General features: G+C 71.4%; 25 protein-coding genes. 9 read left to right on the forward strand and 16 right to left on the reverse strand.

What is annotated here, in order from left to right:
- Positions 1-4: 4 nt before the first annotated feature.
- From ACW5DW_RS11120 to ACW5DW_RS11130, 3 genes are read right to left on the reverse strand one after another with little or no spacing between them, the layout of a single operon-like run.
- Positions 5-841, reverse strand: coding sequence for a lysophospholipid acyltransferase family protein (locus tag ACW5DW_RS11120; RefSeq protein ID WP_457018926.1), 837 nt, complete (start codon positions 839-841; stop codon positions 5-7).
- Between the two features lie 8 nt (positions 842-849).
- Positions 850-1533 (reverse strand): ketosynthase, encoded by a 684-nt coding sequence (locus ACW5DW_RS11125; protein WP_457018927.1) that lies wholly within the window; start codon positions 1531-1533, stop codon positions 850-852.
- Positions 1530-1799, reverse strand: a complete 270-nt coding sequence (locus ACW5DW_RS11130) for a phosphopantetheine-binding protein (RefSeq protein ID WP_457018928.1) — start codon at positions 1797-1799, stop codon at positions 1530-1532. The genes ACW5DW_RS11125 and ACW5DW_RS11130 overlap by 4 nt, the downstream gene beginning before the upstream one ends.
- Positions 1800-1980: 181 nt before the next feature.
- Between ACW5DW_RS11130 and ACW5DW_RS11135 the strand changes: the two genes are divergently transcribed.
- The 5 genes from ACW5DW_RS11135 to aroE all read left to right on the forward strand — a co-directional run bounded on the left by ACW5DW_RS11135 (position 1981) and on the right by aroE (position 7395).
- Positions 1981-3348 carry an NAD(P)/FAD-dependent oxidoreductase gene (locus ACW5DW_RS11135; RefSeq protein WP_457018929.1) on the forward strand — a complete coding sequence of 456 codons (1368 nt, stop codon included), beginning with the start codon at positions 1981-1983 and terminating at the stop codon, positions 3346-3348.
- Positions 3345-4376, forward strand: a complete 1032-nt coding sequence (locus ACW5DW_RS11140; RefSeq protein ID WP_457018930.1) for a chorismate transformation enzyme, FkbO/Hyg5 family — start codon at positions 3345-3347, stop codon at positions 4374-4376. Before ACW5DW_RS11135 ends, ACW5DW_RS11140 begins: the two co-directional genes overlap by 4 nt.
- Positions 4377-5045: 669 nt before the next feature.
- Positions 5046-5288 carry a hypothetical protein gene (locus ACW5DW_RS11145; RefSeq protein WP_457019262.1) on the forward strand — a complete coding sequence of 81 codons (243 nt, stop codon included), beginning with the start codon at positions 5046-5048 and terminating at the stop codon, positions 5286-5288.
- A gap of 61 nt (positions 5289-5349) precedes the next feature.
- Complete coding sequence (hemB, locus tag ACW5DW_RS11150; protein WP_457018931.1) at positions 5350-6339, forward strand: porphobilinogen synthase; 990 nt, start codon at positions 5350-5352, stop codon at positions 6337-6339.
- A 216-nt stretch (positions 6340-6555) separates the two neighbouring features.
- Positions 6556-7395 (forward strand): shikimate dehydrogenase, encoded by an 840-nt coding sequence (aroE, locus tag ACW5DW_RS11155; RefSeq protein ID WP_457018932.1) that lies wholly within the window; start codon positions 6556-6558, stop codon positions 7393-7395.
- 290 nt (positions 7396-7685) lie between these two features.
- On the opposite strand, the gene ACW5DW_RS11160 is transcribed toward aroE, so the two are convergent.
- The 8 genes from ACW5DW_RS11160 to ACW5DW_RS11195 all read right to left on the reverse strand — a co-directional run bounded on the left by ACW5DW_RS11160 (position 7686) and on the right by ACW5DW_RS11195 (position 15655).
- Entirely contained in the window at positions 7686-8171 is a 486-nt protein-coding gene (locus ACW5DW_RS11160) for a GIY-YIG nuclease family protein (RefSeq protein WP_457018933.1), read from the reverse strand.
- A 22-nt stretch (positions 8172-8193) separates the two neighbouring features.
- Positions 8194-9564, reverse strand: coding sequence for a DUF58 domain-containing protein (locus tag ACW5DW_RS11165; protein ID WP_457018934.1), 1371 nt, complete (start codon positions 9562-9564; stop codon positions 8194-8196).
- On the reverse strand, positions 9561-10550 hold the full coding sequence (locus ACW5DW_RS11170) for an AAA family ATPase (RefSeq protein WP_457018935.1): 990 nt from the start codon (positions 10548-10550) through the stop codon (positions 9561-9563). The genes ACW5DW_RS11165 and ACW5DW_RS11170 overlap by 4 nt, the downstream gene beginning before the upstream one ends.
- Positions 10547-11665, reverse strand: coding sequence for a DUF4350 domain-containing protein (locus tag ACW5DW_RS11175; protein ID WP_457018936.1), 1119 nt, complete (start codon positions 11663-11665; stop codon positions 10547-10549). The genes ACW5DW_RS11170 and ACW5DW_RS11175 overlap by 4 nt, the downstream gene beginning before the upstream one ends.
- Positions 11662-13239, reverse strand: coding sequence for a DUF4129 domain-containing protein (locus ACW5DW_RS11180; protein WP_457018937.1), 1578 nt, complete (start codon positions 13237-13239; stop codon positions 11662-11664). The genes ACW5DW_RS11175 and ACW5DW_RS11180 overlap by 4 nt, the downstream gene beginning before the upstream one ends.
- A complete protein-coding gene (locus ACW5DW_RS11185) occupies positions 13229-14305 on the reverse strand; it encodes a stage II sporulation protein M (protein WP_457018938.1) in 1077 nt (358 codons plus the stop codon). The genes ACW5DW_RS11180 and ACW5DW_RS11185 overlap by 11 nt, the downstream gene beginning before the upstream one ends.
- Complete coding sequence (locus tag ACW5DW_RS11190; protein WP_457018939.1) at positions 14302-14985, reverse strand: RDD family protein; 684 nt, start codon at positions 14983-14985, stop codon at positions 14302-14304. The genes ACW5DW_RS11185 and ACW5DW_RS11190 overlap by 4 nt, the downstream gene beginning before the upstream one ends.
- Before the next feature lie 118 nt (positions 14986-15103).
- Positions 15104-15655, reverse strand: coding sequence for a gamma carbonic anhydrase family protein (locus tag ACW5DW_RS11195; protein WP_457018940.1), 552 nt, complete (start codon positions 15653-15655; stop codon positions 15104-15106).
- Positions 15656-15707: 52 nt separating this feature from the next.
- Between ACW5DW_RS11195 and ACW5DW_RS11200 the strand changes: the two genes are divergently transcribed.
- The 4 genes from ACW5DW_RS11200 (at position 15708) to xth (ending at position 21320) form a co-directional block, all read left to right on the forward strand.
- Positions 15708-17123, forward strand: coding sequence for an aldehyde dehydrogenase family protein (locus ACW5DW_RS11200; protein WP_457018941.1), 1416 nt, complete (start codon positions 15708-15710; stop codon positions 17121-17123).
- 3 nt (positions 17124-17126) lie between these two features.
- Positions 17127-18041 (forward strand): hypothetical protein, encoded by a 915-nt coding sequence (locus ACW5DW_RS11205; RefSeq protein ID WP_457018942.1) that lies wholly within the window; start codon positions 17127-17129, stop codon positions 18039-18041.
- Between the two features lie 343 nt (positions 18042-18384).
- Positions 18385-20496 (forward strand): putative bifunctional diguanylate cyclase/phosphodiesterase, encoded by a 2112-nt coding sequence (locus ACW5DW_RS11210; RefSeq protein WP_457018943.1) that lies wholly within the window; start codon positions 18385-18387, stop codon positions 20494-20496.
- Positions 20497-20546: 50 nt separating this feature from the next.
- Positions 20547-21320 (forward strand): exodeoxyribonuclease III, encoded by a 774-nt coding sequence (gene xth, locus ACW5DW_RS11215; RefSeq protein WP_457018944.1) that lies wholly within the window; start codon positions 20547-20549, stop codon positions 21318-21320.
- A gap of 17 nt (positions 21321-21337) precedes the next feature.
- On the opposite strand, the gene ACW5DW_RS11220 is transcribed toward xth, so the two are convergent.
- The 5 genes from ACW5DW_RS11220 to ACW5DW_RS11240 form a co-directional block, all read right to left on the reverse strand.
- Positions 21338-21784 carry a hypothetical protein gene (locus tag ACW5DW_RS11220; RefSeq protein ID WP_457018945.1) on the reverse strand — a complete coding sequence of 149 codons (447 nt, stop codon included), beginning with the start codon at positions 21782-21784 and terminating at the stop codon, positions 21338-21340.
- Positions 21781-22425: a DUF5671 domain-containing protein gene (locus ACW5DW_RS11225; protein ID WP_457018946.1), complete on the reverse strand. Its 645-nt coding sequence runs from the start codon at positions 22423-22425 to the stop codon at positions 21781-21783. The genes ACW5DW_RS11220 and ACW5DW_RS11225 overlap by 4 nt, the downstream gene beginning before the upstream one ends.
- A gap of 191 nt (positions 22426-22616) precedes the next feature.
- Positions 22617-23057 carry a PepSY domain-containing protein gene (locus ACW5DW_RS11230; protein WP_457018947.1) on the reverse strand — a complete coding sequence of 147 codons (441 nt, stop codon included), beginning with the start codon at positions 23055-23057 and terminating at the stop codon, positions 22617-22619.
- A 228-nt stretch (positions 23058-23285) separates the two neighbouring features.
- Positions 23286-23552, reverse strand: coding sequence for a GlsB/YeaQ/YmgE family stress response membrane protein (locus tag ACW5DW_RS11235; protein ID WP_457018948.1), 267 nt, complete (start codon positions 23550-23552; stop codon positions 23286-23288).
- A 332-nt stretch (positions 23553-23884) separates the two neighbouring features.
- Positions 23885-25264, reverse strand: coding sequence for an AMP-binding protein (locus ACW5DW_RS11240; RefSeq protein ID WP_457018949.1), 1380 nt, complete (start codon positions 25262-25264; stop codon positions 23885-23887).
- Positions 25265-25282 lie beyond the last annotated feature (18 nt).

Genomic DNA, 25282 nt, shown 5'->3' on the forward strand with positions numbered 1-25282 from the left:
CCGCCTACTCCCAGCCGTCGAGGATCGCCTGGACCCGCGCCTGGGCGCGCTCGGCCAGTTCCTGGCGCGCGACCGGGCGTCCGTCCACGCGCGTGGGCAGTGGTGCGCCGAAGCCGACCCGGATGGTGCCGGGACGTGCCCGGAACAGGCCCTCCACCGGCAGCACCTGGCCGGTGCCGTACAGGGCCACCGGCACCACGTCCACGCCGGCGTCGATCGCCGGCTGCAGCGAGCCGGCCTTGAACGGCGCCATCTCCCCGCTGCGGCTGCGCGTGCCCTCGGGAAACAGGCACAGGCTCTGGCCGTCGGCCAGCAGGGCCGCGGCCTGGCGCCGGAACAGGGCGCCGGCACGCACGCTGTCGCGCACGATGAACAGCATGCCCGTGGCGCAGGCGTACCAGCCCACGAACGGCGCCCGCCGCATTTCCTCCTTCAGCAGGAAGCGCAGCGGCACCGGGATCGCGCTGAACAGCGCGCAGATATCGATGATCGATTGATGATTGGCCACGAACAGGCAGGGGCGCGAAAAGTCGATCCGCTCCCGGCCCTCGATCTGCAGCCGGACAGGCCCGGCCAACAGCAGTCCCGGCGCCCAGCAGCGGGCGGCCATGCGCAGCGGCAGCCGCGCGCGCGGACCCGACCAGGGCCGCACCAGCAGCGCCAGCATGATCCAGCCCGCCGTCCAGACCAGGGCGTAGACGAACTGAAGCGCGTTGCAGATCCGCCAGGCCACGGCCGCGATTCCCGCGTGCCACGCCTGCGCGGCCGGCAGCTCACGCCCGATCGCGGGCGCGGACAGGGTCGCGTCGTGCGCGTCGGTGCGGAGCCCGGGGCCGCCCATGCCGTCCATCAGCGCAGGAAATCACGCCAGAAGGCGGGGCCAAGCCCGCCCAGGCGACGCAGGAAACCGACGAAACCCTGCTCGCGGTCGGGGAAGCGGCGCCGCCGCCACTGGAACTCCAGCGCAAAGAAGCCGCCGACCAGGCCGTAGTTGAGCAGGTTGGCAAACCACGACCACTGCTCGTGCGTGATCGGATATGGCGATGCCAGCCCCGCCTGCGCCAGCAGGCCGGCCGGCTCGGCCAGCAGCGCCAACACCAGGTTGGCCAGGCCCAGCAGCAGCAGCACGCCGGTCCACATCCCGGTCAGGGTGCGCGCATAGGCGGCGACGTCAGGCGGCAGGCGCTCCGGCGGCACCCCGTCCAGGCCCGACACGATGCGGGTGATCAGCGGCACCCGGCCGGCCATCAGGCTGCGCCCGAACACCCAGGCCACCAGCGCCACGAAGGCCACCGGCGCCACCAGCAGCGGCAGCGTCACCAGCCCGGCCCGGTACAGCCACCAGCTCCCGGCCAGCAGCAGGGCCGTGACCGGGAACGCCCACGCCCGCAGCCGCAGCAGCGGCAGGGCCATCATCAGCGCGACCAGGACCAGCACCGCGGCCAGGGCCAGGCGCTCGTCGCCGCCGGCGCTGGCGCCATGCGCCAGCAGCGCGTAAGCCACCGCCAGGACGATCTGGAATACAAGAATCAAGTCGTTCGATGCTGCTGGACGTGTTCGGACAGGGCGCGCAGGGACGCGAAGATGCGCCGGTTCTCGTCAGCATCCGTGCGTAGCTGGAAGCCGTAGCGCTTGCTGATCGCCAGCGCCAGCTCCAGCGCGTCGATCGAATCCAGGCCCAGCCCGGCATTGAACAGCGGCGCTTCCGGGTCGATTTCGGCCGCCACCACGCCGTCCAGGTTCAGGCTGTCGACCAGCAGGTCGGCGAGTTCGCGTTCGGCATCGGTTTGCACAGGCATGGCACGGAAGTTGTGTGACAGGGCCGCAACGATCCTGCATCGGGCCGCCCGGCGCAAGCGCGAACGCGCCCGCAGCAGGCTCCGGCCGGCGGCCGCTGCAGGCCCCGCGCCTTCAGGAAGCGTCCGGGGCGTCCGCTATCATGCGCACCCGTTCAGCCAACATGCGCCCGCCCAATCCCGGATGGCCAGCCCAGAAACGCCCGCCGCCCCTGCAGTTCCCGTGGACTGCGATGTCCTGGTGATCGGCGGCGGTCCCGCCGGCAGCACCGCGGCCACCCTGCTGGCCCGCCGCGGCTGGCGCGTGGTCATGCTGGAGAAGGATGCGCATCCGCGCTTCCACATCGGCGAATCGCTGCTGCCGATGAACCTGCCGATCCTCGAGCGCCTGGGGGTGCTGGACCAGGTCCGCGCCATCGGCGTGTACAAGGCCGGCGCCGATTTCCCGGTGCACATGCCCGGCCAGCCCTGGGACGGGACCACGCACGTGTTCCGCTTCGACCGGGCGCTCTCGCCGAAATTCGGCCACGCCTACCAGATCCGCCGCTCCGAGTTCGACCAGCTGCTGTTCGAACACGCCCGCGCCAACGGCGTCGACGCGCGCGAGCGCACCCGGGTGCAGCGCGTGGACACCGGCGACGACGGGCGTCCGGCGCAGGTCCATGCGACCGGCGCGGACGGGCAGGCGCTGGCGTTCCACCCGCGCTACCTGGTCGACGCCAGCGGCCGCGACACCTTCCTGGGCGGCAGGTTCAAGCTCAAGCAGAAGAGCGCCAGGCACCAGTCGGCGGCGATCTTCAGCCACTTCCGCGGCGTGCGCCGGCGCGAAGGCGAGGACACCGGCAACATCACCATCGACCGCTTCGAGTACGGCTGGTACTGGCTTATCCCGCTGCGCGAGGACGTGATGAGCGTCGGCGCGGTGTGCTTCCCCGAATACCTCAAGCAGCGCCGCGGCGACAACGAGGCGTTCTTGCTGCAGACCCTGCAGCGCACGTCCAGCGTGTGGGAGCGCATGCAGGACGCCGAACGCGTGGCGCCGGTGCACGCCACCGGCAACTACTCGTATCAATGCAGCCGCATGCACGGTCCGGGATGGGTAATGGCGGGCGATGCCTTCGCCTTCATCGACCCGGTGTTTTCCTCGGGCGTCTACCTGGCCATGAACAGCGCCGAGCACGCGGTCGACGTGGTCGATGGCGCGCTGCGCGAACCTTCGCGCGAGGCGGCGCTGCAGCAGGCGATGGACCGGCGCCTGCGCCGCGGGCTGAAGCATTTTTCCTGGTTCATCCACCGCTTCACCACGCCGGTCATGCAGCGCCTGTTCTCGGCGCCGCGCAACGACTGGAAGCTGGAGCAGGCGGTGGTCTCGATGCTGGCCGGCGACGTGTTCGACAACCGCGAGGTGCGCTGGCGCCTGTACCTGTTCCGCATGATCTACATGCTCAATGCCGTGGCGATCGCGCCGCAGGCGCTGCGCGGCTGGCTCACCCGCCGCCGCCAGGTCGGCGCCAGCTTCAGCGGCGACACGCTGCACGAGGGCAACCCGTGAGCCGGCCCGCGCCCGTGCCGCCGCCCGCGCCACGCCTGCGCGTGGAATACGTCGACGACGCAGGCCCCGCCGAACTGCTGACGCGCAGCGACGTGCTGGCCGTGCTCGGCTTTGGCGATGGCGCGCCGCGGCTGGACGATCCGCGCTACCTGCGCGTGCCGCTGCAGCCATACGGGCCCGCGCCGCTGGAGGTCTGGCACGCACAGGCGCCGGTGCGCAGCGGGCACGAGGGCGAGATCGCCTGGTCCTGCGACGGCCAGCTGCTGTTTGGCGCGATCGAGGTCGATGAACCCGCCGGGCACACCGGCGATGGCGACAACAGCGGCATCCTGCTGGCCGCCGACCACGCCTACCGCCAGCTCACGCGCTTCATCGGCGGCAGCGAGTACCCGCATCTGCTGCGGATCTGGAACTACCTGGACGCGATCACCCTGGGCGAGGGCGACGCAGAGCGCTACCGGCAGTTCTGCGTCGGGCGCGCGCGCGGGCTCGGCGATTTCGACGCCACGTCGCTGCCGGCCGCCACCGCCATCGGCCGCTGCGACGACGCACGCACGGTGCAGGTCTACTGGCTGGCCGCGCGTGCGCCGGGCGCGCCGGTGGAAAATCCGCGCCAGGTCAGCGCCTACCGCTACCCGCGCCAGTACGGCCCGCAGCCGCCGAGCTTCGCGCGCGCGATGCTGCCGCCGCCCGGCGGCACGATGCCGCTGCTGCTGTCGGGCACCGCGGCGGTGGTCGGGCACGCCTCGTGCCATGCCGCCGACGAGCTGCTGGCCCAGCTGGACGAAACCTTCGCCAACTTCGACGCGCTGCTGGGCGCCGCCCGCGAGCGCCAGCCGGGGCTGCCCGACCGCTTCGGCGCCGGTACCCGGCTCAAGGTCTATGTGCGCGATCGCGCCGACCTGGCCGTGGTCGAACGCGCCCTCGACGCGCGCTTCGGCGACCGCGTGCCGCGGATCCTGCTGCACGCGGCGATCTGCCGCCGCGAACTGGCGGTGGAGATCGACGGGGTGCACGACGCGGGTTGAGCGTCTGTTCCCGCGCCCGCCACGCGACATTGTCATCTCGACCGCAGGGAGAGATCTCCGTCACCACGGCCCGGACAGATCCGGGATCTTTCGGACCACGACGAAGAAGCGCTCGCTTCGGACGGGCCGCAGCGCCCCGGGCGGGGATGGCGCCCCGCTCGGGCAGACGTCCCTGTCCGCACTCGCGGCCGCGGCACATCCATGTGCCGCTGGCCCCATCCCCGCCCGCGTCACTGCGGCTTCGCGACGTTGACGTCATCGCTTCGGTTTGCGCATTCCAGTGCTCCTGAAACCCGGCACGCAAAGCGCACCCGAAGAGCTTCAAGACGCGCCACCCCGGTTGCCCTGCTTTTGAGGAAGGCCGCCACCGAAGCGTCGCAACAGCAGGAGCGATGAGCCGCGTCCTGGCGGCCGGGGATCGCGACAAGCAAAACATGGATGTTTTGCGCACGAGTCAGGGCACGGATGCCCTGACCGAGTGAAAAGCGATCCCCGGCCGACAGGGCGCGGCGTCTACCCGAAAGCCTGGCCGAGCTGGGCGGCCCGGAAGCTCCCATCTCACGAAGCAGCGTCCACAGGCCCGCCGCCGCCCGTTGGGTCACAATCGGCCCGCACCTGCCGTCCCGTCAGCGGGCATCACGCCTGCACTTCTGGAGAACACACATGGGAATGATCAGCCTGGTCTGGGGCATCCTTGCGATGGTCTGGATGGTCTTCGCCCTGATTCCGCTGGTTGGCATCACCAACTGGCTGCTGATTCCGTTCGCAGCGGTCGGCGCGATCATCGCCGCGGCCGGGCTGTTGTTCACCCGCAGCGGACGACGCGGCCGCGCCAAGGCCGGACTGGTGCTCAACGGCATCGTGATCTTCGTGGCGATCTGGCGCCTGGGGTTGGGCGGCGGCCTGATCTGACGGCGCTGGCGGGACATTCCGTCGCCGCCCTGGGCATGGGGCGGCGCGTAGAATGTCCGTCATGGCCTATCCCGACACACGACTGCGGCGGATGCGCCGCGACGAGTTCTCGCGCCGGCTGATGCGCGAGACCGTGCTCACCGCCAACGACCTGATCTACCCGGTGTTCGTGCACGAATCGGCCGGCCGCGCGCCGGTGTCCTCGATGCCGGGCGTGGAGCGCCTGTCGATCGATGAGCTGCTGCGCGTGGCCGAAACCGCCAGCGAACTGCGGATTCCCGCGCTGGCGCTGTTCCCGGTGACCGCGCCGGAGGCCAAATCGCTCGACGCCGCCGCGGCCTGGGACGACGACGGCCTGTGCCAGCGCGCGGTGCGCGCACTGAAGGCGCGCTTTCCGCAGCTGGGCGTGATCACCGACGTCGCGCTCGACCCCTACACCGCGCACGGCCAGGACGGCCTGCTCGATGACGGCGGCTACGTGATGAACGACGCCACGGTCGACGCGCTGGTGCAACAGGCGCTGTCGCACGCGCGCGCCGGCGCCGACGTGGTCGCGCCCAGCGACATGATGGACGGGCGCATCGGCGCGATCCGCGTCGCGCTGGAGGAAGCCGGATTCGTCGACACCCGCATCCTGGCCTACGCCGCCAAGTACGCCTCGGCCTTCTACGGCCCGTTCCGCGATGCGGTCGGGTCGGCCTCCGCACTTGGCAAGGCCGACAAGACCACCTACCAGATGGACCCGGCCAACAGCGACGAGGCCCTGCGCGAGGTCGCGCTCGACCTCGAAGAGGGCGCCGACATGGTGATGGTCAAGCCGGCCCTGCCCTATCTGGACATCGTGCGCCGGGTGAAGGACGAGTTCGGCGTGCCGACCTTCGCCTACCAGGTCAGCGGCGAGTACGCGATGCTCAAGGCCGCCGCAGCCAATGGCTGGCTGGACGAGCGCGCCTGCGCGCTGGAGGCGCTGCTGTCGATCCGCCGCGCCGGCGCCGACGGTGTGCTGACCTACTACGCGCTGGACGCGGCGCGCTGGCTGCGCGAGGGCTGAGCTGGCGAGCCACGTCCGCAAGCTTGCAGCGATAGGGCCGTCCGGGGCGCGGTGCGGGGACGCCGCAGATCCCGACTGCCGCCGGCGGCAGTGACCCTTCGCGAGGCGCCGGCTGCCGCGCTGCGCCGTGCAAAGGCCCGCACCGACGTTCTATGCTGCGTCTGGCCAGCGCGCTGCGCCCCGGCCCATGCCGGGCCGACACCTCGAGGAGACTGCATGAGCAAGTTCGCCGTGTTCGGCCATCCGGTCTCGCATTCGCTTTCGCCGCAGATCCATGCCGCGTTCGGCCGCCAGGTCGGCATCGCGCTGCAGTACCAGGCGATCGATGCCACGCCCGAACGCTTCTTCGAGATGCTGGAGACCTTCGCCGCGGCCGGCGGCGCAGGCGCCAACGTCACCCTGCCGCTGAAGGAATCGGCCTTCGCACTCAGCGCGACGACAACCGCGCGCGCGCGCCGGGCCGGCGCGGTCAACACCCTGGCCCGGCTCGACGGCCAGTGGCACGGCGACAACACCGATGGGGCGGGCCTGGTGCGCGACCTCACCGGCCGCCACCAGTTGGACCTGCGCGGGCGGCGGACCCTGCTGATCGGTGCGGGCGGCGCGGCCCGCGGCATCGCGCCGTCGCTGCTGGACGCGGGCATCGCCAGCCTGTTCCTGGTCAACCGCACCCCGCAGCGCGCCGACGCGCTGGCCGACGCCCTGGGCGATCCGGCGCGGGTGCATCCGCGGCACATGGCCGACCTGCGCGAGCTGGGCGAATTCGATCTGGTGGTCCACGCCACCTCGGCCGGGCGCGGCAGCGAACTGCCGCACCTGCCCCGGTCGCTGCTGGGCATGCGCAGCGTGGCCGTGGACCTGAGCTACGGCGAGGCCGCCATCCCCTTCCTGGCCTGGGCCCGCGCCCACGGCGCCCACCGCGCCATCGACGGCCTGGGCATGCTGGTCGAACAGGCCGCCGAGAGCTTCGCCCTCTGGCACGGCGTGCGCCCGCACACCGACGAGGTCTTTGCCGAGCTGCATGCGCGGCATGCGGCGCTGGTGACGGCGGATTGAGGCTACGGCGTCGACCGTGATGGTGGCAGGAAGCGCTGGTTGCGGCGGATTGATTGCGCCTTCGAGGGTCAGGAAGTAGCGTGCGGCGCGGGCTTCGGAGAGCAGATTTCTCCCTTCGGTCGAAATGACAGCGCAGAGGTTGTGGACAGCGCAGGTGTTGGGGACAGCGCAGAGGTTGAGGACAGCGCAGAGGTTGAGGACAGCGCAGAGGTTGAGGACAGCGCAGAGGTTGGGGGCAGCGCAGAGGTTGGGGGCAGCGCAGGTGTTCCACTTCGACAACGCCGGTGTTGTCATTTCGACCGAAGGGAGAAATCCACTCCAAGGTCGCGCCACTGCGGGTTCATCGACGCCACCAGCGCGTTCTTCTTCTCCCGCCGCCATTTCTTGAGTTGCTTCTCGCGCTCCAGCGCGGCAAGCACATCGAAGGTTTCCTCGAAGGAGACCAGCGTCTCCACGCGATATTTCGCGGTGAATCCGGCGACCGCATGCGTGCGGTGCTCATGCAGCCGCCGGCCGAGATCGTTGGTCATGCCGATGTACATGACCTTGCGACTGCGATTGGTCAGGATGTAGACGAAGTAGCGGTGTTCTTTCGGCACGGGTTCTTCCTTGAACCTTGCATCGATCCGGACGATAGCGGGCTGCTGTGGAGATTTCTCCCTGCGGTCGAAATGACAGGATTTGGCTTTCCCTCGCCTGTTTGCCATTTCGACCGCAGCCCCGCTTGTCATTTCGACCGCAGGGAGAAGCGTTCTTTCAACGGCGAAGCCGGTCAATCTTGCTTGCGCCCTGCCCGCCCTACAACAACCCCTCCCGCTTGATCGCCAGGTAGCGCTCCACCAGCGCCGCCGGCAGCTGTTCGGCGGTGACGTCGAGGACCTGCACGCGGTGGCGGCGCAGGGCGTCGTGGGCGGCGGCGCGCTGGGCCAGGTAGCGAGCGGTGGCGCCTGCGCGCACCGCGGCCTGCAGGTCGTGCACGTCTTGGTCAAGCACCTCGTCGAGCGCGCGTTCGCGCAGCGAGGCCACCACCACGAGATGCCGCTTCTGCAGCATGCGCACCGCGGCCAGCACGTCCTCGATGTCCTCGTCGCGCAGGTTGGTCACCAGCATCAGCAGGGCGCGGCGGCGCTGGCGCAGCGAGAGTTCGGTGGCGGCGGCGAGGTAGTCGGTGGCGACCGGCTCGGGCTCGAGGTCGTAGCTGGCGCGCAGCAGGGTGTCGATGGCGGCCATGCCGCGCCGCGGCGGCACCCAGCGGCGCTCACCGCCGATGGCCAGCAGGCCGACCGCATCGCCCTGGCGCAGCGCCAGGTAGGCGACCAGCAGCGAGGCGTCGAGCGCGTGATCGAAGTGCGCCAGCGCGCCGCCAGCCTTCTCGAGGGCAGGATCGCGCGCCAGCATGCGGCGGCCGGTGTCGAGCACGACCACCAGCTGCTGGTTCTTCTCGTCCTGGTACTCGCGCGAGATGAGCTTGCGCGCGCGCGAAGTGGCCTTCCAGTCGATCTGGCGCAGGCTGTCGCCAACGCGGTACTCGCGCATCTGGTGGAAGTCGGTGCCTTCGCCGCGGCGACGCTTGACGTGCGCGCCCATCAGCCGCGAGGCCTGCTCGGCGCTGACCAGGGCGAACTTCGTCAGCGGCGCGAAGTTGGGGAATACGCGCACCCGCTGCGACGCGCCGGCCAGGCACAGCTGGCGCCACAGCCGCAGCGGCGAATGCATCAGCACGTGCACGCCGTCGAAGGCGAAGCTGCCGCGCGCATCGGGGCGCAGCCGGTAGTCGAAACCCGACACGCTGCCCGGCGACAGCTTCAGCCGGCGCGGCAGTCCTTCGACCTGCCAACCACCCGGATGCAGGTCGTGCACGTCCACGCGCACGCCGCGCGCACCGGGTTCGAGCTCCAGACGGACCTCGCGCTCCACGCCCAGCGCCAGCGCCTCGGGGACCTGTCGCGCCACGTCCGGCAGCGGCGTGCGCAGCAGCGCGATGAGGTCGAGCGCAACCAACAGCGCCAGCGTGGCGCCGGCCAGCGTCCAGGCGGCGGCGGCCAACCAGCCAATGCTGGCGGCCACGCCCAGCAGCCCCCAGGCCACGGCGGCCACGACCAGGGGCGACGCGGGCCGCGGCAGGAAACGGCGGCGGACGGGCCCCGCGTTGGCAGGTACGGAGCTCACTTGCGCGGCGCATCCACCCTGGCCAGCAGCGCGCGCAGCACCTGGTCAGCGTCCTGGCCCTCGATCTGCAGCTCCGGCGCCAGCGCGATGCGGTGGCGCAGCGCCGGCAGCGCGATCTCGCGCACGTCGTCGGGGGTGACGAAATCGCGGCCCGACAGCACCGCCTGCGCGCGCGCAGTGCGCACCAGCGCCAGGCTGCCGCGCGGGCCGGCGCCGAGCGCGATGCCCGGCCAGTTGCGCGTGGCTGCGGCGATGCGCACCGCGTAGTCGATCACCGCCGGATCGAGCGTGGTCGCAGCGGTGCCCTGCTGCAGCGCGACGATGCCATCGGCGTCGAGCACCTGCGCCACCTGATCGAGGTCGAAACCTGCGGCGACGCGGTCGTGGCTGATCGCGGTCACCATCGCCACCTCGTCGGCGTGCGCGGGATAGTCGATCAGCACCTTGAGCAGGAAGCGGTCGAGCTGCGCCTCGGGCAGCGGATAGGTGCCCTCCTGCTCGACCGGGTTCTGCGTGGCGAGCGTCATGAACGGCGGCGGCAGCGCGAAGCTCTGGCCCTCGATCGTGACCTGCTGCTCCTGCATCGCCTCCAGCAGCGCCGACTGGGTCTTGGCCGGCGCGCGGTTGATCTCGTCGGCCAGCAGCAGGTTGGTGAAGATCGGGCCGCGGCGCATGCTGAAGGTCTCGCTGCGCGCGTCCCACACCGCGTGCCCGCTGACGTCGCTGGGCATCAGGTCGGGGGTGAACTGGACGCGCGCATGGCCGCAGCCGAGCGCGCGCGCCAGCGCCCGCACCAGCAGCGTCTTGCCCAGGCCGGGCACGCCCTCGATCAGCACGTGGCCACCGGCCAGCAGCGCGACCAGGATCTGGTCGAGCACCTCGGCCTGGCCGATGAAGGCTTTCGATACCTCGTCGCGCACGCGCGCGACGCGCTCGACCAGGGCATCGCCGGTGATCGGCGCGGGCGGGAAGTGGGTTTCGGTCATAGTCGTTTTCTCATTTCGACGAGTCGGGCCACGCGCAGGCGGAAGTCGCCGGCATCGCGCGGACGCGGGGAACGCAGGGCGTGTTCGATGTCCGGCGCGGGCAGGCCGGTGCGCGCGGCGATGGCCTCGGCCTGGGCCACGCCTTCGAGCGCGGCGGCGAGCGGGTCGCGGCGCCGCAGCCGCGCCAGGAAGGCGTCGCGCATGGCGCCATGCAGCAGCGAGGACAGGCCGTGGCGACGCAGGTGCTCGCCGCTGGCCTGCACGTGTTCGAGCAGCGAACGCCGTTCCGCCGGTGGCGGCGGCAGCGCCGGGCCAACGCGCTGCACGCGCATCCACAGCCAGGCCAGCAGCGCCAGCAGCAGCGGCAGCCACGCCATCCACGCGCGTTCCAGCAACAGCCGCCACAGCGGCGGCACGTCGGCCGCATACACCAGGTGGATGCGGCCATGGCCGTAGTTGGGCGCCAGCAGCTGCCGGGTCAGGGCCAGGTGCGGCACTTCGCGCAGGCCCTGGTTTTCCATGAAGTCGGCCTGCGCGAGCACGTCGACCAGCCCTTCGCCGCGTGCCAGCCGCGCATGCACGAAGCCGGCCTCGAAATCGCCCCAGGAAGCTTGTGGATCCACGCGCGGGGTGAAGCGGGTGCCGTTGCAGAACTCGATGTGCCGTTCCTGCCCAGGCACGTGCAGCGCCTCGCAGCGGCTGCGTCCGGCCTGCAGCTCCAGCCCGAGCCGCTCCAGCAGCTCGGGCGCGCGCATCGCCGACCCGCGCGCGGCGCGCGGCGTGGTGACCAGCAGGTGGCCGCCGGCGTCCACCCAGTCGAGCAATGCGTCGATGTCGCGCGTCGCCAGCGTGCGTGGATCGCCCAGCAGGACCACGGTGTCGCGTCGGCCGGGGCGATGGTTGGCCAGGTCCAGCCGCTGCCGCGACTGCGCATCGACACCGTCCGCGCGCAGCGCCAGCTTCAGCGCGTACAGCGGGTTGTACGCGGCCTCGCCCGCGGGCGGCAGCGCGCGCGTTTCCGGCACCCGGTGGTAGCTGTGGTTCCACCACGCCGCCAGCAGCGCCATGGCCGCAACGGCGAGCGCCAGCAGCCCGAACGGGCGCAGCCGGCTCATGGGGCCCACCCGAAGCGCAGTGACAGCTCGCCCAGCAGCGACTCGAACTCTTCATCGCGCGGCAGCCGCTGCGCGTAGGCCGCCAGCTGCCAGACCCGCACGATGCGCGCAAACGCTTCGCGATCGGCCGGCTCGGGCATGCCGCGCGAGGCGCGCAGGCACTGGGCCTCGGTCGCGCCCGGCACCAGCGCGCTGCCGATGCGCGCGGCCATCGCCTCGACGCTGCCGCGGTAGAGCAGCGCCAGCGCGCGTCGCGGCCGGCCTTCGCGCCACAGGCGGCGGGCCTGCCCGGCGAGGTCGTCGGGCAGCAGATCAGGTTCGGGCGCGGCGCTGACGGTGACGTCGCTGTCCGGCGTCCGCGTCGCGCCAAAGCCGCGCATCCACGGCAGCCAGCGCCGCGCGGTCAGCGCCAGGGTGAGCACCACCAGGCCCAGCACGATCCACAGGCCGAACTCGGCGGCCACGGCGAGCAGTTGCCCCGCCTTGCGCAGCCAGGGCGGCATCGGACGCTGTGGTGGGGGCGTGTCCTCCTGCCGCTTCTGCCAGACCAGCCGGGTGCGGCTGCGGTCCAGCAGTGGATCCTCGTAGGCGCGCTTGACCGCCTGCCGGAACGGCGCATGGTCGACCACCGCGTCCTCGCCAAACACGCGCGCCAGCGTCGCCGCGGGCGTGCGCTGTTCCTCATCCGCGTCCGCCCTGGCGCTGGCGCGCTGCCTGGCCAGCTCGCGCTGCTCCTGCAGGCCGTGCCCGACCTGCGCCTGCGCCTGCGGCGCCAGCAGCGGCAGCGCCGCCACCGCCAGCAGGAGCAGCGCGGCCTGGGCCAGGCGCGCGCGCATCCGGCGCAGCACGATCTCGATGTCCCAGGCCTCGATCCGCACCCGGCGGTTGAGGTACAGGCCGAAGCCGGCGCCGATGTGGAAGGGCTCCACCGCCGAGATCGCGATCCACAGCGCGGCGTTGAACGCCAGCTGCGCGGCGCGCGGCGGATCCCGGGTAACCAGCGTCCACATGGCGCGCGCAGATTCGGACAGCAGTTGTTCGGGCACGAACATCAGCACCAGCGACAGCAGCGAGAACACCAGCACGGCGACGAACAGCAGGCAGGCGCCGGCCAGCAGCAATCCATGGCCCTGGATGCCGTCGACGATCACCGCGCGCCGGCCTGCCAGCACCTGTCCGGGGCCGCCCTCCAGCAGTTCCACCGGCATCGCGATCGAGCGCCACGGGCTGGGCCGGCGCCAGCCCAGGCGCGCGCCGATGCCGCGCCAGCTGCCGCTGCGCTGCGCGGCCAGGGTCTGGCGCGTCGTGGGCGCATCGCCAAACACCGCGCGCGACAGCACGAACAGCACGATGCGGTCGAACAGCGGCAGCAGCCACCACATCGCCAGCGCCGCCAGCCACAGCACATCCATCGCCCAGGCTGCCGCGTTGAGCAGGGCGAACACCGGCAGGGTCGCGATCGCCCACGGCCGCCAGATCGCCCGTGCGTGGCGTCGCACCAGCGCATTGCCCAGCTCCATCGCCTCCCAGGGCGAGCGCGGGCGCAGTTCGACGCGGACCTGGTCAAGGCGCACGGTGTGGTTCCTTGCCGTCCCGCCGCTGCAATCCATGGCGGGACACCGGCATCCCCTGATCGCTCGGCATGACGGCGCGGCCGTGTCGCGCCAGCGCGTCATTGCCGCGCCCACCCAGCGCCAGCCAGCCCAGCACCAGCGCCCACAGCAGCGCGCCCACGCCAAACTTCAGCGGCGCCGGGATTGATCCGGTCGACGACCAGAACGCCTCGACGAAGGCCGCGAACACCAGCATCGCCAGGATCCCCAGGCACAGCCGCGCGCCGACCCGCCCCGCCTCGGCCAGCGCGTCGACGCGGCGCAGCCGTCCCGGCGCCAGCAGGGCCAGGCCCAGGCGCAGGCCGCCTGCGCCCGCGATCACGATCGCGCTCAACTCCGGCGCCGAATGCCCGGCCACGAAGCGCCAGAACGGATCGCCGTGCCCGATCGCCTGCAGGTGGCCGGCGACCACGCCCAGCACCACGCCGTTGAACACCAGCACGAACGCGGTGCCCACGCCCGCCAGCAGGCCCGTGGCGAAGGTGCGGAAGCCGATGCTGACGTTGTTGTAGATGTAGTAGCCGAACATGGCCATGTCGCTGCCGCTCTCGCGGCCAATCCGGTGGCGGCTGTCGGCCGGGTCGTACATCGCCTCGAACCTGGCCAGCTGCTGCGGATCGAACACGCTGTGGGCCAGCTCCGGCCACTGCTGTACCGCGAGGAACAGCGCCACGCCCGGCACCACGAACAGCACCGCCGCCAGCCACAGGCAGCCGCGCTGGGCGCGGACCAGGCGCGGAAAGTCTGCGACCAGGAAGCGCAGCGCGCGCCGCCAGGCCGGTGGCGGTGCGCGGTAGAGCACGTCGTGGCCGCGCTGCATCAGCGCCTGCAGGTGCTCGGTCACCTGCGGGCTGTAGCCGCGCCTGCGCGCCAGCGCCAGCTGCTGGCACAGGCGCCGGTAGCGCGTGGGCACTTCCTCGTCGCGCGGCACGCCGTCCACGCGCCGCGCCGCGCCGCGCGTGTCCAGCCAGCGTTCGAATCCGCGCCACTCCTGCTCGTGGCGGGCGACGAAGGCTTCCTGCCTCATGCGCGCCGCCCCAGCAGCCACTGCGCGATGGCCGACAGTCGCCACACGCCGGCCTCGCCAGCCATGCCCGTGAGCGGCGCGGCGATGCCCGCAAGCTCTTCCTGCCGCTGCGGGGTGAGCGTATGCGCACGCTCGGCGAACGCGATCAGCGCGGCCTGCTCGTCGGGCAGCAGCGGCACGGCGGGGGCAACAGCATTTGCGGGCGGCAGGGCGGCGCTGGCACCGCGGCGCGGCGCATGCACCACCATCGTGCGCGCCACGATGTCGCCCAGGCGCCGGCTCCAGGGATCGACCAGGCTGGAGGCCAGGCCGAACGCATAGCCCAGCGGCAGCATGTCGACGGTGCGCATCAGGTTGCGCACGAACGAGGCCATCCAGCCCACCGGCGCGCCATCGGCCGACACCACGCGCAGGCCCATCGCGCGCTTGCCCGGCGTCTGCCCGTGCCACATCGCCTCGAACACGACCGGGTAGGCCCAGACCACCAGGAACAGCAGCACCAGGTAGACGCCGGTGCCGAAGCGCCCGAGCATCACGAACACCGTCGCGGACAGCAGCACCAGGCAGAAGCGGATCACCAGGTCGATCAGCCAGGCGAATGCGCGCGGCACCGGGCCGGCGGCAGGCAGGCGCAGCGCGACGCCCTCGGGCGTGTGGATTTCGCGGACCGTATCGAGCATCAGCCGGTCGACACCGCGCACGCGGCCGGGCCCGGCACGCGCTTCCCTGCGTCCAGCCCCATGGGCCCCTGTTTGCGCTGCTCCCCGTGCACGGGGCTACTGTACGCGAGCGCCCCGCTCAGAGGGAGGCGGCGTCAAGCAGGTAGTCGTCCTTGAGCCGCACGTAGTGCTGCGCGCTGTAGTACAGGCCTTCGATCTGCGCGTCGTCGAGCTTGCGCACCAGCCGCGCCGGATTGCCCAGCCACAGCTCGCCCTCGCCGACCACCTTGCCCGGCGAGACCAGGGCGTTGGCACCGACGAAACCGTGCTTCTTCACCACCGCCCCGTCCATCACCACCGCGCCCATGCCGATCAGGCAGGCGTCCTCGATGCGGCAGGCGTGGATGATCGCCCGGTGGCCGATGGTGACGTCCTCGCCGATCACGGTGGCGAAGCCGCCGTCCTTCAGGTGCGGGCCGTCGTGGCTGACGTGCACCACCACCCCGTCCTGCAGGTTGCTGCGCGCGCCGATGCGGATGAAGTTGACGTCGCCGCGGACCACGGCCATCGGCCAGATCGAGACGTCGTCGCCCAGCACCACGTCGCCGATGACCTGGGCGGAGGGGTCGACGAAAACGCGCTCGCCCAACTGGGGCAGGCGGCCGCGGTAGGGGCGCAGGCGGGATGTCATGGGCGCCATTGTAGGGCAGGGCGCGCGCGCCGCCGCGACTACACTGCCGCGCATGGAAGCCGACACCGACACGCCGCTCGCCGAGCTGGCCCCGACCCTCGCGCGACTGCGCAGCGCCTGGCAGGACGCGAAGCCGGACCTGGACCAGCGTCGCGGCGACCTCTCGCGCCTGCGCGCCGCGCTGCGGGCGCGGCTGCCGGAAATGGCCGATGCGATCGCCGCCGACTTCGGCCACCGCTCGCGGCATGAGTCGCTGGTGGCCGACGGCGCGACCGTGCTGGCCGGGATCGACCACCTGCGCCGCCACCTGCGTGGCTGGATGCGCCCGCGCCGGGTGGCCGTGGGCTGGCGCTTCTGGCCGGCGCGCGCGCAGCTGCGCAGCGAGCCGGTGGGCGTGGTCGGCGTGATCTCGCCCTGGAACTACCCGGTCAACCTGGCCCTGATCCCGCTCGCCACCGCGATCGCCGCCGGCAACCACGTCTTCCTCAAGCCCTCCGAACACACCCCGCGCAGCGCGGCCTTCCTGCGTTCGCTGCTGGCCGACGTGTTCCCGGCCGACCGCGTCGCCGTGGCCACCGGCAATGCCGACCTCGCCGCCGCCTTCGCCGCGCTGCCGCTGGACCACCTGGTGTTCACCGGCTCGACCGCGGTCGGGCGCAAGGTGATGGCGGCCGCCGCGCCCAACCTGACGCCGCTGACGCTGGAACTGGGCGGCAAGTCGCCGGCGATCGTGTGCGCCGACATCTCCATCGAGCGCGTGGCCGCGCGGCTGGCCACCGGCAAGTGGTTCAACGCCGGCCAGACCTGCATCGCGCCCGACTACGTGCTGCTGGTGGGCAATGCCGCGCGACGCGACACGCTGGTGCAGGCGCTGCGCGTGGAAGTGGCTGCGCGCTACGGCGACTTCCGTGACACCGACGACTACAGCCGCATCATCAACGACGCCCAGTTCGCGCGCCTGCAGGCCTACCTCGACGACGCCCGCGCGCGGGGCCTGCAGGTGCTGGCGCTGGCCGATGCACACGACGCTTCGCAGCGCCTGTTCGCGCCGACCCTGGTGCTGGATCCGGATGCGGACGCGCCGCTGATGCGCGAGGAGATCTTCGGCCCGATCCTGCCGATCGTGCGCGTGGATTCGCTCGATGCCGCCATCGCCTTCGTCAACGCGCGCGAACGGCCACTGGCGCTGTATCTCTTCAGCGAAGAGCGCACCAGCGTCGAGAAGATCCTGCGCGCCACCCTGGCCGGCGGCGTCACCGTCAACGACACCCTGGTCCATTTCGGCATCGACGCCCTGCCCTTTGGCGGCATCGGCGCCAGCGGCATGGGCGCCTACCACGGCCGCGCCGGTTTCGACGCGATGGGCAAGCAGCTGCCGGTGCTGTGGCAGCCGCGCCGCGCCGGCAGCGACCTGCTCAGGCCGCCGTATGCACGGGTGGCCCGGCTCATCGATTTCCTGGTGCGTTGAGCCATGGACGCGCCGCTCCCGCGTGAGCTGGACGATGCAGAGATCGAACTGCGCGACAGCCTGCCGCGGCCGCCGCCGCTGCAGCCGCTCGCAACGACCGGGGTCTGGATCGTGGAGTGGCGCAGCGACGACGGGCCCAGGCCCGGGACGGCGCTGCGGCAGTGGCTGCAGGCGCGCTATCCGGGCTGGTCACGCCTGGTCGCGTGTCGCGGCAGGAACGACCTGGTCGCCGCGATCAAGGCCGCCACCTGGTTCGCGCGCGACGCCAGGGCCAGCCCGATCCTGCACCTGGACGCCCGCTGCGACGCGGACGGCGTGGAAGGTCCGAGCCACGACGGCCAGACCGAGCGGATCACCTGGCGTGAGCTGGCCCCGCACCTGGCCGCCCTCAACATCGCCACGCGCTGCAACCTGATGCTGGTCTGCGGGGCGGGCGAGGGCGTCGCCGCGCAGCTGGCCATGACCGGACAGCGCCTGCCCTGCATCGCGGTCGTGGCGCCAACGGCTGCGGTCGCGCCCGCGCCCTGGCTGATCGGCATGCGAAGGCTGTACCGGTGCTGGCACGACGGCCTGCCGGGCGTGGAGGATGCGTCGGCGGCGCTGGCGCCAGCCAGCCTCGAGGCCACCTCGGTGCCGGGACTGGCCTATGAAGGCCTGGTGGCGCGCCTGCTGCACGCCACGCGCCCCGAACAGCGGGCAGCGGGTGGCAATGCGGCTGCGGTCGTAGCGTGGCTGCGCGGCATCACGCCCGACGCCGTCGCGCCGGCAGAGGCACGCTGGCCGGCGCTGCCACGACAGGTACAGCGCTACTGGCGCTCGCTGCTGCTGACCGACCTGCACCCGCTCAACCTGCCCCGGTTCGACTTCGACGCCAGGACCGCGGTGTGGCGGATCCTGCAGGCGCGCGGGCTCGCCTGAGCCGTCAGGGCGCGGCAGGACCGGGACTGCAAACGTCCGCCGGCAGCGCGCGCCCTTCAGGAACAACGCACACCGCCGTTACAGAAGCGAGACACCCCGCCCGCCAACATCGCGATTCCATGAGCATGGCCATGCGCCGCCAGTCCCGGATGCCTGCAGTCCACGGATACCCGCCGCCGGACCAGTTGCGGTATGCGTTCGCCAAGTCGCGGCCGTGCGCTCCTGGCCGGCGGGCGGCGCGACTGGTCCCCGCGGGGCACCCACAACGGCAGCCGGGACGATGAGCCCGCACGACCTCCCCGGCCCGCCACCGCCGTTTCCACCTGCGCCCGATGGGCAGCCGATGGACCAGGTCTGGATCAGCAACCTGCTCGATGCAGGTGACGAGGTCATCTATTTCAAGGACCTGCAGAGCCGCTTCATCCGGGTCAGCCTGGGCATGGCCGAACTGCACGGCTACACGCAGGCACAGATATACCTGCTCACCGACTTCGACCTGTTCGACGAAGTGCACGCCGCCGCCGCGCTTGCCGACGAGCAGCGCATCATCCGCACCGGCGTGCCGATGGTGAACCAGGAAGAGCGCGAGAGCTTCGTCGACAGGCCCACGCGCTGGGTGGCTACCAGCAAGTTCCCGCTGCGCGACCTCGACGGCACGATCATCGGCACCTTCGGCATCTCGCGCGACATCACCCGGCGGGTCGTCGCCGAACAGGCGATGGAGCGGCTGGCCGAGCGGTCGGCTGCCGCCAATGCCGGGCTCGCACGCGTCGAGGCGCAGCTGCGCTCGGTGCTCAATGGATCCTCCGACGCGATCGCCCAGTACGCACCGGACCTTCGCTACCGCTACATCAACCCCGCCGGCGAGCGCCTGCGCGGCAGGCCACTCGCGGAACTGGTCGGCCGCACCGACCGCGAAATCGGGCCCGACACGGAGGCGACCGCGGGCTGGGAAGCGGCACTGCGCCAGGTGCTGAACACGGGAACGCCGGGCGAATTCGAGTTTTCGATGATCATGCCCGACGGCGGGGAGGGCTGGTTCCACAGCACCCTGTCGCCCGAGACGGATCTGTCCGGCGCCGTCATCGGCGTGCTCAGCTCCACCCGCGACGTCACCGTGGGCAAGCTGGCCGAGCGGGCGCTCGCCCACCAGGCCCTGCACGACCCGGTGACGGGCCTGGCCAACCGCTACCTGCTGATGGACCGGCTGGGCCAGTCGCTGCTGCGCATCTCCCGGGTGCCGGGGCATGTTGCCCTCATCTTCGTCGACATCGACCACTTCAAGGCGGTCAACGATTCCTACGGGCACGAGGTGGGCGACGAGGTCCTGGTCGAACTGGGGCGGCGGCTGTACAAGCTGGCGCGCCGCGAGGACACCGTGGCCCGGCTGGGCGGCGACGAGTTCGTGGTGCTGTGCGAGAACGTGAACACCGACCGCAACGTGCGCGCGATCGCCGGCAGGATCGTACGCGCCCTGGCGGAACCGTTCGACCTGGCCTCGGGACTGCAGGTGCGCCTGTCGGCCAGCGTTGGCGTAGCCGCCACCCGTGACGCGACGACGCGGGCGAGCGACCTGCTGCGTGACGCCGATACCGCCATGTACCGGGTCAAGCAGCAGGGTCGCAACGGCTTCTACATGTTCGACCCCAGCGCCGACGGCGAGGTCGGCGACCAGCTGCGCTTCGAGACCAACCTGCAGCACGCGCTCGGCCGCGGCCAGCTCGCCCTCGCCTACCAGCCGCTGCTCTCGCTCGCGGACCAGCGCGTGCTCGGCTTCGAGGCGCTGCTGCGCTGGCGGCACCCGACCCGCGGCACCCTGCTGCCGGGCGACTTCCTCGCCACCGCCGAGCGCATGGGGCTGATGGGGCTGATCGGCGCCTGGGTGCTCGACACCGCATGCAGCCGCCTGGCGGCCTGGTCGCAGGGTCCTGGCCTGCGCGCCGACCCGGCGCCGCTGAAAATGGCGGTCAATGTCTCCGGCAGCCAGCTGCGGGCGGCGGGGTTCGCCAATCAGGTCCGCGCCGCGCTGAAGGCGCATGGCGTCGCGCCATCATCGCTGCGCCTGGAGATCAGCGAGCGCGAGCTGATCCACGACGACGCCCGGGTCGCGGCAGCGCTGGACGAGCTCGGTCGCGTCGGCGTCGAACTGGCGGTGGACGATTTCGGCGCCTCGGTGACCTCGCTGGCGCGGCTGCCCAGGATCCCGGTCAGCGTGGTCAAGCTCGGGCGCTTCACCGACCTGCGCCAGCGTGAAGTCGTGGCCGCCGTGATCGCCACCGCCCACGGCCTGGGCATGAGCGTGGTCGGCGCCGGGATCGAAGACGCCGGGCAGCTCGCCGAACTGAGCGCGCTGGCCTGCGACGACGGCCAGGGCTTCCTGCTGGGCCCGCCGCTGGAGGAATCCGATGTCGAGCAACTGCTGCGCGACGGGGCAGCGGTCGCGGGAATCCAGTAGCCAGCGCGCGAACCGGCATAATCAGCGGTGGTCGGACGGATATCGTCGAAATGCGCATCGCCAGCTGGAACGTCAATTCGCTCAACGTGCGCCTGCCGCACCTCACGCAGTGGCTGAAGTCGTTCGCGCCGGACGTGGTGGGCCTGCAGGAAACCAAGATCGACGATGCGCGCTTTCCCGATGATGCGCTGGCCGCGCTGGGCTACCGCAGCGTGTTCTGCGGGCAGAAGACCTACAACGGCGTGGCGATCCTGGCCCGCGAGCGCACGCTCGGCGAGGTGCAGTACGGTATCCCCGGCTTCGAGGACGAGCAGCAGCGGGTGATCGCGGCAACCGTGGGCGACGTGCGCATCGTCAACCTGTACGTGGTCAACGGCCAGGACGTGGGCACGGACAAGTACGCCTACAAGCTGCGCTGGCTGGACGCGGTGCACGGATGGCTGGCCGACGAGCTGCAGCGACATCCGCGGATGGTGGTGCTGGGCGATTTCAACATCGCGCCGGATGCGCGCGACGTGCATGACCCCGCCGTCTGGAACGAGCACCACATCCTGACTTCGACCGCCGAGCGCGCGGCGCTGGCGCGGCTGCAGGCGCTGGGGCTGCACGATGCCTTCCGCCTGCACAGCGACGAGGCCGGCATCTTCAGCTGGTGGGACTACCGGCAGGCGGCGTTCCGCCGCAACCTCGGCCTGCGCATCGACCTGACCCTGGTCTCGGACGCGCTGCGTGCGCAAGCGGTGGAGTCGGGCGTCGACCGCGAGCCGCGCACCTGGGAACGGCCCAGCGACCACGCGCCGGCGTGGGTCACGCTCGCCGGCTGAGTGCGGCGCAAGTTCGCTCAGCGCGCGTCGGCAGCTGGCGACCGTGCGGCCAGACGCCGCTGGAAGCAGTGCGGGCCCGCGGGGTGTTGCCAGCCTTCGGCAACCTGATCGCCACGTCCGTGGCGCCCGCCGCGGCTGTCGGTGATGAACACCGCGCAGAGGCGGTAGCGTTCGGCCCCTTCGATTCCATAGCCGTAACCGGTTCCCGTGTCCGGCTCGACCAGCGACAGGCTGTGGTCGGTCGCCTGATCGAGTCCATCCAAGGCGTCGGGCAACGCGTCGTGCTGGCGCGCGTAGGCCTGCACTGCCGCCTCGATGCGCTGCAGGTCCTGCACGCGCCGCGCGTCCATCCGCGCATCGCGCTGCTGCGCGGGCGATCCGCCCACCATCAGCGCAGCCGCCACGGTGGCGACGATCACCACCGCGGCAACGGCGACCAGGGCACGTCCATCGGCCCGGATCATGCGTCGCGCTCCTCACGACGCAGGTCGCCCAGATACCACGCGAAGATCGCGCCGGCGATCAGCGCGGCGACCAGCACCTTGAGTCCGAAGCGCAGGCTCAGCTCTCCGCCAAGCACGTTGTAGACCAGGGTGATCAGGTCGCCGATCAGCACCGCGGCGGCGATGAACAAGGTCAGATACGTCAGCCAGCGGCGCACCGCCGACAGGCGCCTGGACGCGTCGCGCCCGAGCTCTCGGCCAATGCGATGCGCGGTGAATGCGAACACCGGGAACGCCACCACGAGCGTGGCCACCGACCAGCGCATCGAGCGTTGCAGACCCTGCACGCGGTAGGCAGGGTCGGCAGAATCGGGCAGCAGGATCTCGATCAGGTCGAACAGCAGGCTGCCCAGGTGCCAGGCCGACAGGTACAGCGTGGTGAACAGCACCAGGTACTGGAAGGCATCGCGCGCGGACAGGTACGGGCGCGGCCTGGGCACGGGCACGGCAAAAGGGACATCGGCCCAAGCCGCAAGCGGGGCACGGATCTGCTCGGCCGGCCAGCCGGCAGAGATGAGCGTGGCTTCGACCTCCTGGCGCGAGGCGCCTGCGGCCAGCGCGTCATGGACGAAGCGTTCGAGTTCCTGCGTGGCCGATGCCATGGGTTCTGCCGTTGCGCGTTGGGGTGTCGACGCTGCACCGGCCGGGCGCGCCGGTCAAGGCCGGCAACGCGGGTAGAGGATCCGTCGACCTCGCGGTGCATGGAACCACCCGGCCGCGCGCGAGGTGCAACTGGCCGGTTCGATAACGCCAACGGCACGCCCGCGGGCGTGCCGTCGCCATTGCATCAGGCTCAGTCGCGCACCTTGCCGATCACCTTGCCCGTGTCCGGGTCGAGGCGCAGCTCCACATCCTTGCCCTGCGCATCCTCGGCCTCGGCCTTCCAGACGCCGTCGTCGAACTTGATGTCATGCACATTGGCGTAGCCGGCGGCCGTGAGCTTGGCCTCGATGTCGGCCTCACCCTGGGTTGCCACCTGCTCGTCGGGATAGACCTCGCCGGTCTTCGGATCGATCGACAGGTCGACGCGGTTGCCGTCGGCGCTGCGCGCGTCGGCGGTCCAGACACCGTCCTCGAACTCCACGTCATTGACATTGGTATAGCCCTGCACCTCGAGCTTGGCGCGCACTTCGGCGGCCGTCAGCGCGTCCTGCGCCATCGCCGGCAGGCCCGCAACAAGCATCGTGGCCGCCATGGCAAGGGCGGTGGGACGGAAAACGGCTCGCTTGGACATGTTGGATTCCTGACATTTGCGTAGGAGTGCGCATGCTGGATGGTCGGACTGCAAACCCCGGTGAAGGCGGCCGGGACGGGTCGGCGGCAGTTCAGCGATGCGGTCGTGACGCGAAGACGAGTGCGGCCAGGGAGCGGCGACACGGGCCGGGTTGGAACCGGAACGCGGACAAAAAGAAGGCCCGGCGATAGCCGGGCCTTCAGTGCGTCCGTGCGTGACGTGGTCGCGTCAGCGGACGCTACCTCGGCGGAACAGGTTGATGATCGCGAGCAGGATCACCGCGCCGATCAGCGAGACGACGAAGCTCATAACCGTGATGCCGGCGTTGATCGAACCGGCGCCGAGCCACGGGCCGATCAACCAGCCACCGATCAGGGCGCCGACGATGCCGACGACGATGTTGAGCAGGATGCCCTGCTGGCCATCGCGCTTCATGATGATGCTCGCCAGCCAGCCGACGATGCCGCCGACGATCAGCCAGATGATGATGTTCATACCTGTCTCCCGGTAAAGGTGTGGGACTCCTGTTCGGAGTGCGAGCCATGCTGGCAGCGGGATCGTGAGGGCCATGTCAGTGGATGCGCGCCGCGCGGGCGGCGATATCTCGCGGATGCCGCCGCCCCCAGCGGCATGACGCACGAATCCAGCGGCGGATGATCGCGGTGCATTCCGCGCAGCGCGACCGTGCTGCGCGAGCAAGGCCGCAGTCAATGCATGTCAACGCGGTGAATACGCCCTGCACCGGGACAGCGGGATCAACCAGTCCCGCTGCTGCGGGATTTCCCGCCGCACGCGAGTGGCGCGCGGCTTGCCGGCCTTTCGCCGGACTAGGCTTCGCCGCAGTGCAGCAACGCCAGCAGCGCCGCGCGCGGCAGCTTGCCGGTCTCGTTGCGCGGCAGGGTGGCGACGCGGCGCAGTGGCCGCGGCAGGAAGACCGGATCGATGCCGTGCCGCAGCGCCTCGCGCACCGCGGCCTCGTCAAGCGTCTCGCTGACGAAGACCGCAGCGATGCGGCGCACGCCGCCGGCACCGGCCTCGAGCTGGAACATCGCGCCATCCCGCACGCCCGGCACGGCCAGCAGGCGCCGGGTGAGGTCGGCCAGCGACGCACGCTTGCCGGCGATCTCGAGCAGGTCGGCCTGGCGGCCACGCAGCACGAAGCCGCCGTCCGCCTGCAGTTCGACCAGGTCGGCCAACAGTACCGGCTGCGCAAGATGCGCCGCCGACACCAGGGTGCCGTCCGGGCACGGCTGCAGCCGCACGCCGGGATACGGCGTCCAGGCCACGTCGCGGGCCGTGCGGCGGAAGGCGAAGATGCAGGTCTCGGTGGAACCGAAGGTCTCGCGCACCTCGCAGCCGAAGCGCGCCTCGGCCTCGGCCGCCAGTTCCTGGCCCAGCGGCGCAGTCGCGGTGACGATGCCGGCCAGCGGCGGCAGCGACACGCCGGACTCGAGCAGCGCACGCAGGTGCACCGGCGTGCTCACCAGCAGGCGCGGCGCCTCCGCCTCGGCCAGCGCACGGGCGATGTCGTCGGGGAAGAACGGACGGCCGCGATGCACGGCGGCAGCGCTGAGCAGCGGCAGCATCACCGACAGCTCCACGCCGTACATGTGCTGCGGCGGCACGGTCGCCACCACGCTGGGCGCTGCGCCCGGCGGCCACAGGCTGGCCAGCGCGGCGAGGTTCTGCGCGGTGCTGGTGCGAAACGAGCCCATCGTCTTGGCGTTGGGCGTGGGCCGGCCGGTGCTGCCGGAAGTGAAGCCGATCGCGACGACGGCCGCGTCATCGACCTGCAGCGGCGCGCCGTCGAGCGCGGGCAGTTCGAGCGGCAAGGTCACGAAGTGCGCGTCCGGCTGCAGCCCCACCACGCAGCCGCAGGCATCGCCGTCGCCGATGCAGTAGCTGTCGGGATACTGCGCGCGCACCTCGTCGATCGCCGCAGGTGTGCGGCTGGATGGCAGCAGGTTGACCTGGCCGCGCACGGCGACCGCGCAGAATGCGACCAGGAAACGGTAGCGGTCCTCGCACAGGTTCACCGCATGCCCGGCATCGGGCAGGCGCGCGGCCAGCGCGCGCACATGGGCTGCGAACCGCGCCCGCGTGGTGGCGCCAGCCGCATCGAAGGCAAAGCACTGCGCGTCCGCGCCTGCCGGCAGCGGAGCGCCCGTCGAAACCGGCTGTGTGCTGTGCTGGATGACTGCCGCCATGCGCCTGGACCGGCGGTT

The sequence above is a fragment of the Luteimonas sp. A482 genome, assembly GCF_054072655.1.